The organism is Xanthomonas sp. NCPPB 2250 (assembly GCF_056725265.1).
The window spans coordinates 1,920,366-1,933,792 of the sequence record NZ_CM161520.1 but is presented as its reverse complement, the minus strand read 5'-3'; the positions used below and the strand labels follow the sequence as shown (position 1 = coordinate 1,933,792).

10 protein-coding genes and 2 tRNA genes are annotated in these 13,427 nt (G+C 61.1%); 1 reads left to right on the top strand and 11 read right to left on the bottom strand.

Features of this window, described 5'->3' with window-relative positions:
- Positions 1 to 12 precede the first annotated feature (12 nt).
- From AC1PMG_RS08070 to uvrB, 8 genes are all read right to left on the bottom strand, one after another.
- The gene (locus AC1PMG_RS08070) at positions 13 to 1,191 is read right to left on the bottom strand and encodes a TraB/TrbI/VirB10 family type IV secretion system protein (protein WP_481111246.1); all 1,179 of its coding nucleotides are present in this window, start codon (positions 1,189 to 1,191) and stop codon (positions 13 to 15) included.
- On the bottom strand, positions 1,188 to 1,949 hold the full coding sequence (locus AC1PMG_RS08065; RefSeq protein WP_017911235.1) for a TrbG/VirB9 family P-type conjugative transfer protein: 762 nt from the start codon (positions 1,947 to 1,949) through the stop codon (positions 1,188 to 1,190). The genes AC1PMG_RS08070 and AC1PMG_RS08065 overlap by 4 nt, the downstream gene beginning before the upstream one ends.
- Positions 1,946 to 2,959 (bottom strand): VirB8 family type IV secretion system protein, encoded by a 1,014-nt coding sequence (locus AC1PMG_RS08060; protein ID WP_342072131.1) that lies wholly within the window; start codon positions 2,957 to 2,959, stop codon positions 1,946 to 1,948. The genes AC1PMG_RS08065 and AC1PMG_RS08060 overlap by 4 nt, the downstream gene beginning before the upstream one ends.
- Before the next feature lie 61 nt (positions 2,960 to 3,020).
- Entirely contained in the window at positions 3,021 to 3,443 is a 423-nt protein-coding gene (locus AC1PMG_RS08055) for a hypothetical protein (protein WP_017916128.1), read from the bottom strand.
- A 400-nt stretch (positions 3,444 to 3,843) separates the two neighbouring features.
- On the bottom strand, positions 3,844 to 5,517 hold the full coding sequence (locus AC1PMG_RS08050; RefSeq protein ID WP_150409464.1) for a type IV secretory system conjugative DNA transfer family protein: 1,674 nt from the start codon (positions 5,515 to 5,517) through the stop codon (positions 3,844 to 3,846).
- Between the two features lie 256 nt (positions 5,518 to 5,773).
- Positions 5,774 to 5,983, bottom strand: coding sequence for a hypothetical protein (locus tag AC1PMG_RS08045; RefSeq protein WP_223875548.1), 210 nt, complete (start codon positions 5,981 to 5,983; stop codon positions 5,774 to 5,776).
- Between the two features lie 200 nt (positions 5,984 to 6,183).
- Positions 6,184 to 6,258, bottom strand: a tRNA-Val gene (locus AC1PMG_RS08040).
- A gap of 98 nt (positions 6,259 to 6,356) precedes the next feature.
- Positions 6,357 to 8,387, bottom strand: coding sequence for an excinuclease ABC subunit UvrB (gene uvrB, locus AC1PMG_RS08035; protein ID WP_481111245.1), 2,031 nt, complete (start codon positions 8,385 to 8,387; stop codon positions 6,357 to 6,359).
- 147 nt (positions 8,388 to 8,534) lie between these two features.
- On the opposite strand from uvrB, the gene AC1PMG_RS08030 reads away from it, so the two are divergent.
- Positions 8,535 to 9,071: a GspH/FimT family pseudopilin gene (locus AC1PMG_RS08030; protein WP_481111244.1), complete on the top strand. Its 537-nt coding sequence runs from the start codon at positions 8,535 to 8,537 to the stop codon at positions 9,069 to 9,071.
- Positions 9,072 to 9,115: 44 nt separating this feature from the next.
- Here AC1PMG_RS08030 and AC1PMG_RS08025 read toward each other — a convergent pair.
- The 3 genes from AC1PMG_RS08025 to AC1PMG_RS08015 form a co-directional block, all read right to left on the bottom strand.
- Positions 9,116 to 9,192 (bottom strand) — tRNA-Asn (locus tag AC1PMG_RS08025).
- Positions 9,193 to 9,281: 89 nt separating this feature from the next.
- Positions 9,282 to 9,701: a type IV pilin protein gene (locus tag AC1PMG_RS08020; protein ID WP_481111243.1), complete on the bottom strand. Its 420-nt coding sequence runs from the start codon at positions 9,699 to 9,701 to the stop codon at positions 9,282 to 9,284.
- Positions 9,701 to 13,423, bottom strand: a complete 3,723-nt coding sequence (locus AC1PMG_RS08015) for a pilus assembly protein (RefSeq protein ID WP_481111242.1) — start codon at positions 13,421 to 13,423, stop codon at positions 9,701 to 9,703. Before AC1PMG_RS08015 ends, AC1PMG_RS08020 begins: the two co-directional genes overlap by 1 nt.
- Positions 13,424 to 13,427 lie beyond the last annotated feature (4 nt).

Genomic DNA, 13,427 nt, shown 5'->3' with positions numbered 1-13,427 from the left:
TCTCGATCTCGGTCAACGCGGCAGCACGGCCGTGAAGTCGACGTCCTTGGCGACGTAGACGTTCACGATAGTGCCCTGGTTGATGGTCACGGTGGCGGGACGGCGGCGATCCAGGGCCTGGTCGGCCAGACGCTGGATGGACTGCGCCGTATTGCTCTCGTACGGCTGCTCGGTGACCACGCCGGAATTGATGCCGGTGGTCGTGGTCTTCGGGCCATGCTCGGCCGCCGCCCACTTGAAGGCATCGCTGAGCAAGCTGATCATCAGCGCGGACGAGATGCGGCTCGCCCAATGCGCACTGTATTGGCCCGGATGGCCGGCGCTGCCGAGATTGTCGACGCCGGGTCCGACCAGGGTCACATCAATGCCGGTGGGGGTGGTGATGCGGTCCCAGACCACCTGCATGCGCGGGCCGTTCGGTTCCGCGGAACCGTACTGGCCGAGGATCTTCGATCCCTTCGGCAGCAACAGGCGACGACCGTTGATGGAATACACCGGCTCGGTGATGATGCAGGAAGTGAAGCCCGGGAAATCGGTGATGATCCGGGTTTCCAGCACGCAACGGATATAGGTGCCGCGCACCAGCAAACCGTCCGGGTTGGCGATCGGCTTCGCGGACGTCACCTGGTCCTGCTGCTGCAAGCCTCCCTGCTCCTGACCCTGCGGCATGCCAATACCCTGCCCGCCCATGCCTGCGTCCTGTTGCATGCCGGCCATGCGCCGCTCCAGGAGGGACGGCCCGCGGTCCTGCCGAGACGACGACTGCACCATGGGGTCATTGTCGGTGGGCATCGGCGGCAGCGGGGGAAGGCTAGGCTGCTCGGCCAGCGGTACCGGCTCGGCCGGCTGCACCGGCGGCGGCGGGGCCGTCTGCGGCAGCGCAGGCGCCACCACCGCTTCCTGGCGCGGCTTCGGCGCCGGCTCAGGCGTGCTGCTGCCGCTCACCAGCCAGAAGATCGCCAGGATCAACAGCGCGGCGATGCCGCCCAGGAACACCAGCGCCTTGCGATTGAGCTTCTTCAGATCGCTGGAGCGGAGCACCGGCTCGTTGGCGTCCAGATCCGGGTCAGCGGTCTGCTGCTGGCGAGCGAAATAGGGATTCTCGCGCGGCGCATCGTCCGCATGCGGGGAACGCGGCTGACCGTGGTCGTTGCCGTAGTTTTCGTCAGACGGGGGTAGATTCGAGTTCACTTTTGCTTGTTCCTACGCAAGCCGACAACATTCTTGCCGTGGCGGATGACCAGGAAGGGATAGGTCCCATGGACAATCAGGGTGTTGCCCTCGACTGTCGTATTGACCAGGAAATCCTCATCGCTCTCCTTCTCGCGACCGAACACAGCCGGGAAGTTGCCAGTGGGGAAACGCGTCAGATCCATTTTGATATAGGTGAACTTGCCATCGTCGTAGACGCTGCTCGGCACGATCCACATTTGCTTGGAACGCGTGGAATAGTCGTAGTCGAAGTAGTAATGACGATCCTTGGTGAGGCGCGTGTCGAGCTGCGACTCGTCCTTCACCTCGTCGCTGGCTGCGGCAAAGCTGGTGTCCTTCGGATAGGTGAAGGTCACCTTGTATTGCACGCCGGCCTGCTTGGCCTGCTCCAGCCGCTGCCAATCCGTCGCTACCACCTTCAATTCGAGGATGTAGGAGTGGGTGGCGGTGCGGATCATCATGTTGGTGTCGACGTCGACGTTCTTCGGCTTCAGGTAGAAGACGTTCTCGCGACGGCTGAGTTCCCAGCCACTGGTGAAACCGGTGCTGTAATCGAGGATCTTCTCGTTCGGGCTCAGTTCGATCTGCGTGGTGATGCCCAGGCCGGTACGTACCTGATAGATCTTGTCAGGCTCGTACTCGTACTGCTGGACCACCTGGGCCGACGCGATCGGCGCGAACAGGCCCAGAGCCAGCAACGCAAGATGCGCCGAACCGGTTTTCGTCAGGAAACTCATCGAACGTTCGCTCCATTACCGTTGTGCTGAGGTGCAACGTTGGGTGCAGGGGACGCCGCAGCCGGCTGCGCCCCTGGATAGACAGGCGGGCTCGCCGGGTTGGGCATCGGCGCCTGCTGCGGGAACGGCATGGAGCCGTTCGCGTCCGGCGCCATCGGCTGCCCTGGTACCTGCTGCTGCCCTGGTACCTGCTGCTGCCCTGGTACCTGCTGCTGCCCCGTCATCGGCTGCTGAGCCGCACCTGTTGCAGGCGCCTGCACGGCGGCCGACGGAGGAACCGGCATGGCCGAATAGTCGTTGTCGACCCGGTAGTCGGTTACCTGGAAGCCGAGCGGATTCTGCACGCGCAGATTTTCTTCCATCGCAAGATTGTTGTTGTAGCGGAAGCCAAGAATGGCGAACTTGTTGTCCAGAAACGTGGACTGGCCGTTCTTCTTGTCGTAAATACTGCGCTGGAAGCGAACATTGGCACCAGTGTAGGGTTTGCCGCCTCCACCCAGCAGGTTGATGCTCAAGATCTTCACCCGAATGGCTCGAGCCTTACCGTAGGTGTTATATGGCGAACTCGGATTACCTACATTCAAGTTGTAGTACTCGGCGCCCACCGCCGTGGACTTTGGCGCCATCGAGAACACCGTATCCCAGTCGTTGAGTCCCATCATCTCGAAATCATAGGACTCTCTGGCGGTGATGAACCTTGCCACATTGCTTCTGGCCAACGCTTCGCTTGTCGTGATGCTGTGCATATCGCTGATGTCGCGCAGCACCGACACCGTCGAATTGCCGGTGTACGCATCCGCCATCACCAGATACGGCACTTTCTGCTTCAACGGCAGCATGTAGTAGTAACCGCCACCGAGAAGCAAACACAAAATGATCGCTCCGAACGCGACCCACCACGCACGGCGCTCGCTGCGGCGAGCCAGATCCGCAATGCTGATTTCGTAGTTGACCGCCTTCGCTACCGCTTTGTTGACGTTTTCGCTTTCGACCGGCTTTTTACCGAACATCAGACTTCACCAGGTTTCGTAATGTGGCTGTCGGCGCGCAGCGTGCAGGCCGACGGTGACGTCACTTCGCGCTGCCGCTGGCTGCCGGCGCGCCGCTCAGCGACGACGACGGCTGCACCAGGATGCGATTGCCCGCCGCGGTCACGCTCAGCCCTTCCTGCGCATAGACCACGCTCAGCTCGGCGACCGCCTGCTGGATGCTGGTGGTGTTGATCTTGGCGACCGGGGCATACAGCGTGTAATCGGACTGGATGCCATAGGACAGTTGCATGTTCGAATCCTTGGCCCAGCGCTCGAGCATCGTCTTGAGCGTGCCGTCCATCGGGATCGCCTGATACACGTACGACGAGTACAGCGGGATCTCCATGGTCGACTCGGAGAAACGGTTGACCGGCTTCCACTTGCCGCGGAAGTCGGGTGCCGGCCTGGTTGCACAGGCGCTCAACAGCGCGACGGCACTCAACGTAGCGATCAGCCGAAACATATGCGTTCTTTTCACACGAGCCTCTGAATTGCGGAAACGTATTGAGAGCGGACGGCGCGCAGGCGGCCCACTGCTGGATGGCGAAGTTCGACGCGACGGCACGACACGCGCGTCGCGGCAAGGAAGGCGCCGGGAACGGCGCGGGCACGGATCTGCGGCAGACAACGGGACGTATCCGAGGCCGCGCGATCAGCGCCGAAGAAAACGGAATTTGACAGCAAACCTTCCATGTCACCCCTTACGTGCGCCGTTCGGCCCACGCCCCTGTTCCTGTTTCTGTTACCAACGCACCGCCATACTCGCGAGAATGTGCCGCAGGGGCATGCCCACGTCAAGCATTTGGCAAAAAAACGTTCAAATGATAAATAAGCCCAAAAAATAGGTGTTTTTCGTCACACTTTCAGATCGAGAGCGTCGGAATGTCGACTTTGGGGCGCAGCCGCGCGGTGAAGTAGCGATCCTTGTAGTACTTGATCTTGTCGCACTTCACCGGGTGCGGAATGCCCTCGTACAAGAACACCTCTTGATCGTTGCCCATCGCCTTCAATTCCTGCGGCAGCATCAGCGCCCGCTTCTCCTCCGACACGCTTCGGGTCACGTCCTTGCCGCGGGTGACGTTCTTCTTGCGGAAGGTGGTGTAGCCGAGCATCTCGGAGTAGTCGTTGGCATCCTGCTGCTCGCGCGGAGCGTAGAGAATCTGCAGTGCATGATTCGTGATGATGGTCCGCGAGATGTCCTTGCCATAGGTGGCATCGAGCTGGGCCATGCTCTGGATGATCGGCAGAAGGCGGACATTGTAGCCAGCCATATATGACACTGCCGAGGCGATGATGTCGACCTTGCCGATCGCGGTGAACTCGTCCATCAGCAGCAGGCACTGATACTTCAACGCCGGATTGCTCTTGGGCAGCTCCTTGGTGTTGAGGTTGATGATCTGGCTGAAGAACAGGTTGATGATCAGGCGGCTCTCGGCCAGCTTGTTGGGCTGGATGCCGATGTAGATGGTCATCTTCTTCTTGCGCAGGTCGGTCAGCAGGAAGTCGTTGTCACTGGTGGCCGCGTCCAGCACCGGATTGATCCAGGCATTGAGCGGCTCCTTCAGCGTGCCCATGATCGAGGCGAAGGTCTCGTCCGCCTGCGACAGCAGATTGGAGAATGCCGACTTGGCGTTGCCGCTCAGGAAACGCCGCTCCGACAGCGACTTCAGGTACTTCTTCAGGTCGGTGCCGTCGCCGGAAGACAGACGGTAGATCGCACCCAGCGTCGGCGTGCCGAGCCCGCCGGGGAAGCCGATGTTGCGCTCGTCGTCCCAGTTCTCGAACAGGTACAGCGAGAACGCCATGAACGCATTGCGCGCCTGGCTGACCCAGAACTTCTGGTCGTCGGAGCCATCCGGATACAGCATGGCGGCGATGCTCATCAAGTCCGAGACGCGGAACGCCGGATCGTCGGAGACGTAGCTGAGCGGATTCCAGCGATGCGTGCGGCGATCCTCGGCGAACGGATTGAACAGGAACACCTCCTGGCCCTGGCTGGCGCGCCAGCCGCTGGTCAGATCGAAGTTCTCCTGCTTGATGTCCAGGACCACCACCGATTCCTGGTACTCCAGCAGGTTCGGAATGACCACGCCGACACCCTTGCCCGACCGGGTCGGGGCCGCCAGGATCACGAACTGCTGGCCGCTGAGGCGCACCAGCTTGCCGCGGAACTTGCCGACCACGATGCCGTCGCCGCTGGTCTTGAACAGCCCATGCTTGGACAGGTCGGCCGCGCCGGCGAAGCGCGCGTCGCCATGCAGGCTGCGCTTGGGCGGCTTGAACATCAGCACCAGGATCAGCAGGGCCACCAGGCCGGGCAAGCCGAAGCCGAGGTAGCCGGCCCATTTGATCTTGCCGACGTACGGAGCCACCTCCGGCAAGCCGATGGCGTGAACGTACTGGTAGTAGGTGCCTAGCCCGAACATCCGCGTGTCCAGCTTCAGCAACAGCAGGACCAGGTAGCCGGACAGGAAATAGCCGCAGACGGCCGTGAGCACGACGACGAGCGCCGCCGCAACGAGTTTACGATTCGACAAGCCCTATCCTCCCTGATCCATCCTGGCCGACATTCTAGAGCGAGTTCCACGCTTTGAGAGGAGTTGCGTCGGTGGTGTGCGCGGCAGGAGGACCTGCCAACACGGCGTCAACCGGAAACGGCGCTCGGCCAGGAAGGTCGGCCCGTCACAAGCGCCAGGCCCCAGATGGCGCCTGCGCAATGCCCCGGACTCCGGCATGTCCTGCGGGAGCGATCGCTGCCGGCGGGTTTGCACCCGCCCAGACGCGCATGGCGCGCTAGCGACGCTGCCGCGTGCTCGGCTTGTTCCGCGACGGCTTCTTCTCCGCGCTGACCGCGTCCCGATCGCGCTCGATCAGGGTGTCCAGGAAGACACGCGCCTCGTCCCAGGACATGTCGTGCGGATCCACCCGCGCACCGCCGTCGGTGGTGACCGTATAGCCCACCACGTTGGCCGGGCTGTACTCCGGCTCCCGGGTCAACGCCACGAGCTGGTAGCGTCCTTTGACTTGCACCGTATGATGGTATTCCACCATGCGCCTGGCCTCCTCGCCTGATCGTCCGCTCGGATGCTAAAGCAAGCCCGGCCGCGCGGCCAGCATCCGAGCGCACCCGCTGGCGGGAGCGCAGACACAAAAAAGCCGGCGTCTGCCGGCTTTGTCGTTTCCACGTTCGCTTTTTCGCGTCGTGGTGGGCGGTACAGGGTTCGAACCTGTGACCCCTACCATGTCAAGGTAGTGCTCTACCGCTGAGCTAACCGCCCTTCTCTGCCGCGGCGCACCGCTGCAGGGGCGCGAATCTTAGCCCACCTGGCGGACAAGAACAATACCCACCTTCCGATCGGGCGCCGCTGCGGCCCGTCTAGCCCACCAGGCTGGCGTCGCGCAGCTTCTTGATCTGGTCGCGGACCCGTGCCGCGTCCTCGAACTCCAGGTCGCGCGCGTGCTGGTACATCTCCTGCTCCAGCGCCTTGAGTCGCGAGGCGATCTCCGCCGGCGCCAGCGTCCGATAGTCGGCCGGCTCTTCCGCGACCCGGCGCGCCTTGCCCTTGCCTTTGCCCTTGCCCGACTTGGCCTCGGTCGCGTCCTCGCGCGCCCCCTCCAGGATGTCCACGATCGGGCGCGCCACCGACTTCGGGACGATCCCGTGTTCCAGGTTGTACTCCACCTGCTTCTCCCGGCGGCGCCCGGTTTCGTCGATCGCGGCCTGCATCGAACGCGTCATCTTGTCCGCATACAGGATGGCCTTGCCGCGCAGGTTGCGCGCGGCACGGCCGATCGTCTGGATCAGCGAGCCGGTGGAGCGCAGGAAGCCTTCCTTGTCGGCGTCCAGGATCGCGACCAGCGAGACCTCCGGCATGTCCAGGCCCTCGCGCAGCAGGTTGATGCCGACCAGCACGTCGAACTTGCCCAGGCGCAGGTCGCGGATGATCTCCACGCGCTCGACCGTGTCGATGTCCGAGTGCAGGTAGCGCACCTTCACCCCGTGCTCGCCAAGGTACTCGGTGAGGTTCTCGGCCATGCGTTTGGTCAGCGTGGTGACCAGGACGCGGTCGCCATCGGCCACGCGCAGGTTGATCTCCGACAACAGATCGTCGACCTGGGTCGCCACCGGCCGGATCTCCACTTCCGGATCGATCAGTCCGGTCGGGCGCACCACCAGTTCGGTGATCTCGCCGGCCGACTCGCGCAACTCGTAGGGCCCCGGCGTGGCCGACACGTAGATGCTGCGCGGCGAGCGCGCCTCCCATTCCTCGAAGCGCAGCGGCCGGTTGTCCAGCGCCGACGGCAGGCGGAAGCCGAATTCCACCAGGGTTTCCTTGCGCGAGCGGTCGCCTTTGTACATCGCGCCGATCTGCGGCACGGTGACGTGCGACTCGTCCACCACCAGCAATGCGTCCGGCGGCAGATAGTCGAACAGGGTCGGCGGCGGCTCGCCCGGCGCCTTGCCGGTCAGATGCCGCGAGTAGTTCTCGATGCCGTTGCAGAAGCCGACCTCGGCCATCATTTCCAGGTCGAACTGGGTGCGCTGCGCCAGCCGCTGCGCCTCCACCAGCTTGTTCTGCGCGTACAGCTGTTCGAGCCGGTCCTTCAGCTCCAGCTTGATCGTGTCCACTGCGCTGAGCGTGCGCTCGCGGGTGGTGGCGTAGTGGGTCTTGGGGTAGATCGTGTAGCGCTGCAGCTTGCGCAGGGTCTCGCCGGTCAGCGGATCGAACAGGATCAGCTGCTCCACGTCTCCGTCGAACAGTTCGATGCGCAAAGCCTCGCTGTCGGATTCGGCCGGGAACACATCGATGACCTCGCCGCGCACGCGGAAACTGCCGCGGTGCAGTTCGTACTCGTTACGGGTGTACTGCAGATCGGTCAGGTGGCGGATCAGCTGGCGCTGCTCGACATGCTCGCCGATCGACAGGATCAGCCGCAGCGACAGGTAGTCCTCCGGCGCGCCCAGGCCGTAGATCGCCGAGACCGTCGCCACCACCAGCGCATCGCGCCGCGACAGCAGGGTCTTGGTCGCAGCCAGGCGCATCTGCTCGATGTGCTCGTTGATCGAACTGTCCTTCTCGATGAAGGTGTCCGAGGACGGCACGTACGCCTCGGGCTGGTAGTAGTCGTAGTAGCTGACGAAGTACTCGACCGCGTTGTTGGGGAAGAACGCCTTGAATTCGCCGTACAGCTGCGCCGCCAGGGTCTTGTTCGGCGCCATCACCAGGGTCGGCTTCTGGATCGCCTGGACCACGTTGGCGATGGTGTAGGTCTTGCCCGACCCGGTCACGCCGAGCAGGGTCTGCTTGGCCAGGCCGGCTTCGAAGCCGGCCACCAGCTTCTCGATCGCCTGCGGCTGGTCGCCGGCCGGCGAATACGGCGATACGAGTTGGAAACGGTCGGACATGCACAAGCCTCAAGGTGAAGAGCGAGGCCGACAGTGTCGGCCGACCCCGCGCCGGGGAGATTTCCTACATGGGAACGCACAACCCCCTCATTCAAGCCCTGCCGCCCGGCCGCGAGACTGGCGACCTCGCACCGGGAGACGACGGACATGCGGAACGCTGCAACCAAAGGCTACACATTGCTCGAGGCCATGATCGTGATGGCGGTGATCTGCCTGCTCGCCGGCATCGGCCTGCCGGCGTTCCGGGAACTGCTGGCGAACCAGCGCTTGACGGCCGCCACGCACCAGCTGAGCGCGCACTTCGCCCTGGCACGCAGCAGCGCCATCAGCTTCGGCGTCCCGGTCAGCGCCTGCCCGTCCAACGGAGACGGCAGTTGCCGCAGCGACAGCGACTGGAGCCACGGCTGGCTGGTGTTCCGCGACCCGGAGCGACAAGGCCAGCCGATCGCGCCGGACAGCATCCTCAGCGAAGGCAGCGCACCGGGCGCCGGCGAGCTGGTCCTGCGCTCCAACCAAGGCCGGCCCTCGATCCGCTTCCTGCCCGACGGACGCAGCGCCGGCAGCAACCTGACCGTCAACATCTGCGAGCGGGGCCGGCTACGCGCAGCGGTGGTGGTGAACAACACCGGACGCATCCGCACGCGAAAAGCGACCGAACCGATGCCCTGCAGGACGCCGGACTGACGCGCAAAAGCAAAGGCCGCGATCGCTCGCGGCCTTTGCGGATTTGGCGCCCGAAGTTGGACTCGAACCAACGACCCCCTGATTAACAGTCAAGTGCTCTAACCGGCTGAGCTATTCGGGCGGGGAGGCGCATTGTATAGAGGCCTCATGCCGACCGCAAGGGGTGAACCCGTACTTTCCTGACTGCAACTGCGCCCTACCGGCCCAGCTTCACCAGCAGGTGCCCTCGCCAGCGCCGGTAGACGTCGTACGCGCCCCCTTCTGATCGATGCTGAGCGCGCCGCACTGGGTGTCCTTGGCCAACTGCGGACCGATCGGCGTCGCCGTCAACTTGAACGTGTTTGCATTCGGCGTACCTGTGAAATCGACGTTGTAGAACTGCACGGCATCGCTTCCGCACTGAGGCTTGGGAACACCCTCATACGTCAGCTTGGTGGTGTAGTAGCGCTCGATGAGCTGCGCCCCTTGCTGCAAGCACACGGACGCCGCCGAGCGACGGGCCTTGATGACGTGCGACTGATAGCTGGCGAACGCGATCGCCGCCAGAACACCCACGATCGCGACCACGATCATCAGTTCGATCAGGGTGAAGCCGCGCTGCCGGCGGGACGGAAGGGAAGAAAGTCGCATCAATTGTTCCTCAGGAGTTCGCGCCAGGACACGCGCTTCATGCTGAGCGCGCTGCTGTTGGTGCCGAGCGTGGTCGTACTCGCGTTATCCAACGCGATCTGCATCTGGTTGCCGATGAAGATCGGACTGTTGGGGCTGCTGTTCAGGCCGATGCCGGAGACAGGGGTGCCATTGAGTGTATCGCCGGTGCTGGATCCGCCGCTGCCGTCCAGGTCGAAGAAGGATTGCGACAGCCGGCCGCCGGTGAACGGGTTGATCGCCATCACGAAGCCCTTGCCGCTGGGGCTGCACACATCGCCCGAATCCGGAATACGCGTGGTCCCGATCAGCGCCGTGCCCTGGAAGAAGTTGGACACCACCATGCGCTCGCCCTGCGGCGTGCCGGGAGGCGACAGCAGGTCCATGTACCAGCCATCCTGCCCGGCGTTGGGCTTATCCTCGATCACGCGCACGGCGAAGCCGTTGACGGTGCCTTCCTGCAGGATGTTGACCTTGTTTAGGGTGGAACGATTGGAGGGGATGGTGGTGCCGCGGTCGATCAGGCCATACCAACTCTGTACGTCCTTGTTTCCCAGATCGCCGCTGGACAGGTACTTGCCCGTCCCGAAGAACACCCAGGTCAGGCCCGTCGCCGGATCCTTTGCCGCCGTGGGCGCGGCGGTGATCGGCTGCGCTTTGGATGCATAGCTGGCGGAGAACAGTCTGCGCGGGATGCCGCGTGTACCGGACATGTCGAACGCCCACAGATTGCCTGCGAGGTCGCCGGCATACAGGCGATCGACGATGAAATTGTTGTTGGATGACCAAGCCAGCACGCCCGACAAGCCGTTATTGCTGCCGGTTCCTGCAGCAATCTGCGTGGCGGCTCCACCAGAGATATTTACCAGGATGAGGTAGTCAGAATCGCTGGTGCTGTTGGGACCATTGCCGAGCATCGCGTACCACTGACCGTCGACGAGTTGCCCGATGATCGGTTTGCCGAGATTGTTGCCCAGTTGCGTGATATCCGCAGAAGTCTTGTCCCACAGCAATGAGATGTTGTTAGGGTCGGTGACATCGAGCGCGAACATGCCCGAGCCACCACGCCCCATCGTTCCGACCAAGACGGACCGCCAGCTGCCACCTATGTAGACATCCGAGACGGTAAGTTCGCCATCCACGTAATAGCGGTGCTGGTAGTTCGGATCGGTGTAGTCCAGCAACCCGGTCATCGCCGCTTTCGGCACGAAGGCGAACTTCTCCGCACCGGTGCTGGCATCGAACCCATGCAGCATGCCGTCATTGGCACCGACATAGATCATCGGCGCACGCGTGGACTTAGCCGCCGCGAAGGAGGCGTAAGTGCTGGCGCCATTGAACGTCGCCGTCGTGTACAGCCGCGGGTTGGGTGCTCCCACATAGACCGGCTGCGAGTTGACGATGTCGCCCAGGATGCCGCTACGGGTACGCAGGACGCCACCGTTGGCCTTCTCCTGCGAGCGATCGCCACGCAGATAGTTGATCTGGTTTTGCGTGGCCGAGGACAACGGCGTATTGCCCAGCTTGCCGTAGACGAAATCGTCCAGATTTCCGGCCGAGTTGGCGAACTTGATCGTCCGGGTATTCCACGCCGGGAACTGCGCGCCCGCGCTCCACGCCTGGGTCAGCTCGCCGGTGGTCTGGTTGACGTCGTACGCCACCACATCGCCACGCCAAGTGCCGCTGTAGAACACCGACTGATAGGTGCGCGCTCCCGCTTCCAGCTTGGTGGTATTGCTGGCGAGAGATGCTGCAGACCCCCTCATCTCATCCAAGATGCGCTCAAAAGCCTTGCGCAAACTTGCGACCATCTTTGTAGCCTCATTCGCTACGTAGAAATTGTCTGCGCGCTGAAAACTTGTGCTTGCACCTACATACTCATTACTTGTCCACCAAGAACCCAATGCCAGGGGTGTTTCATTTGTATCGGAATCATATCCGGCGGGCACGGCGAAGCCACCATATTTACCGGCAAGCCAATACTGGTTTGTCAGTTTGGTCTTATAATCCCCGCCTTCGACCACATCGACCCAGTGCGTCGAAACTGTTTGACTACCCTTCAAATCAGGACGCAAATCCTTGGTGTGCGCATGATAAGCAAGCGCCGCGATATAACCAGAGTTCCCCAAGCCGACATTATTAAATCCTTTTTCTATGGAGCGACTTAATGCAACATCGTCCGACTGACCTTCCATTTTCAGAATTCGAGTCAACAGTTTCACCACATCCACGGTGCTGTCAGCCTGAATTTCCGGTGGCATCGCAGGTTCGTTATCCCGACTAGTTTTACCAGCACCATTATTGCCGGGAAGATTTTTATCATTATGCGTATTCGTATCACCAATACCCAAGATCACATTTGTCTGACACCAGTACGAAATTGGGTCGATCCCCTTTTCGTTCCACTTGGTGATGACGGGAAATGCATCAGCCTGCTGATACCGCACATTAGCGTCACCACTCGTGAATGCCGAATACGCAGGCACGTCCCCCTGCTTCTTGAAATACCTCAAGGCAGCGTAATAGAGTTCACTTACGTCGTCATTACTTTTAATATTCTTGCCAGTATTCATTTGGCCAAATTTGTTCAGGTAATTGATCACCCCACTATTCTGAATTGACTTATTACCACCCACGAGCAAAGTTGTCGCATCAGCGTCTGCCTTGTCAGGATTTACGGCAAGCACCCCGGTGGAAGGATCCCACTCAGAGTTCGGATTAGCAGCAACCCCTTGCTCCGGAGCATAAGTTTTTGGTCCGACAAATTTTTGCCGAGACCGCAATATGCCGGTATCGACGCCATTGCCATCGACATTAAGATATCCAAAAATGCTATACTTTATTCGCCGAGAATATTGCTGGATAAGCCCCTCAGGTTTATACCCCTGGGAATAGGCCACACAATTATCCTCAAGGCCAGCCGAGTTATCACAAACCTTGACTCTTATGCTAACAGCAAAAATAGCGTCATTGTCCCTCAGAGTGCAAAAGCCAAGTATATTCTTCTCCAAGCAGCCGCCATCCAGCGTATGCACGGCAGGATTGTAGTCATATACTGGAGTGGACACATTCTTGAGATCAAGATTGTTGCTTATCCACATCTGACTCCCTAATCCATCAACCCGAATCCTGAGGACGCCCCATTTGGAAGCTATCCCACCCTTGATAGCATTCGCATTAGATACAGTGCGACGCGGAAAATCGCCCTGGTCAGGTCTATCACCAATTGCTTTCTCAAGAATAGTTGTCGTTGGCGTATCCACGACCCGATAGCCACCCGTCATAGCTGAACGGAATGGATCGATAGTTTGGGTGGCAGCCCAATTCAGGAAATTACCCGACCAATAACCATCCACATTGCACTGATAATTAGCATCAGGCTTTGCGACCGAATTATTTACCGGATAAAAGTAGCGATTGGCCTCAATTTTGTCATAATTATACTTATAACATTTTCCTGAGTCGAAGTACCCCACATACTTTGGACCGATAGCGAAATCCCCCAGATTCGCCACACTGATTGCGGTTGGATATTCCACTGACGCAACGATCGCGAGGTTACCAGGCACGTCGCTGCCCACATACAGCGGCGACTGCGAGACATCCACATCCGCGCCGGCGCCGCCGACGGTACCGATGAACACACCGGCCACCACGGCAAGGAGCCAGTCCCGGTACGTCGTCTTCTTCGCTCGACTGGTCATAGTG

Excerpts from the sequence above, each read along its gene's own strand:
- AC1PMG_RS08065 (WP_017911235.1), bottom strand. The coding sequence starts at position 1,949 with ATGAGTTTCCTGACGAAAACCGGTTCGGCGCATCTTGCGTTGCTGGCT.
- AC1PMG_RS08060 (WP_342072131.1), bottom strand. The coding sequence starts at position 2,959 with ATGTTCGGTAAAAAGCCGGTCGAAAGCGAAAACGTCAACAAAGCGGTA.
- AC1PMG_RS08055 (WP_017916128.1), bottom strand. The coding sequence starts at position 3,443 with ATGTTTCGGCTGATCGCTACGTTGAGTGCCGTCGCGCTGTTGAGCGCC.
- uvrB (WP_481111245.1), bottom strand. The coding sequence starts at position 8,387 with ATGTCCGACCGTTTCCAACTCGTATCGCCGTATTCGCCGGCCGGCGAC.
- AC1PMG_RS08030 (WP_481111244.1), top strand. The coding sequence starts at position 8,535 with ATGCGGAACGCTGCAACCAAAGGCTACACATTGCTCGAGGCCATGATC.
- AC1PMG_RS08020 (WP_481111243.1), bottom strand. The coding sequence starts at position 9,701 with ATGCGACTTTCTTCCCTTCCGTCCCGCCGGCAGCGCGGCTTCACCCTG.
- AC1PMG_RS08015 (WP_481111242.1), bottom strand. The coding sequence starts at position 13,423 with ATGACCAGTCGAGCGAAGAAGACGACGTACCGGGACTGGCTCCTTGCC.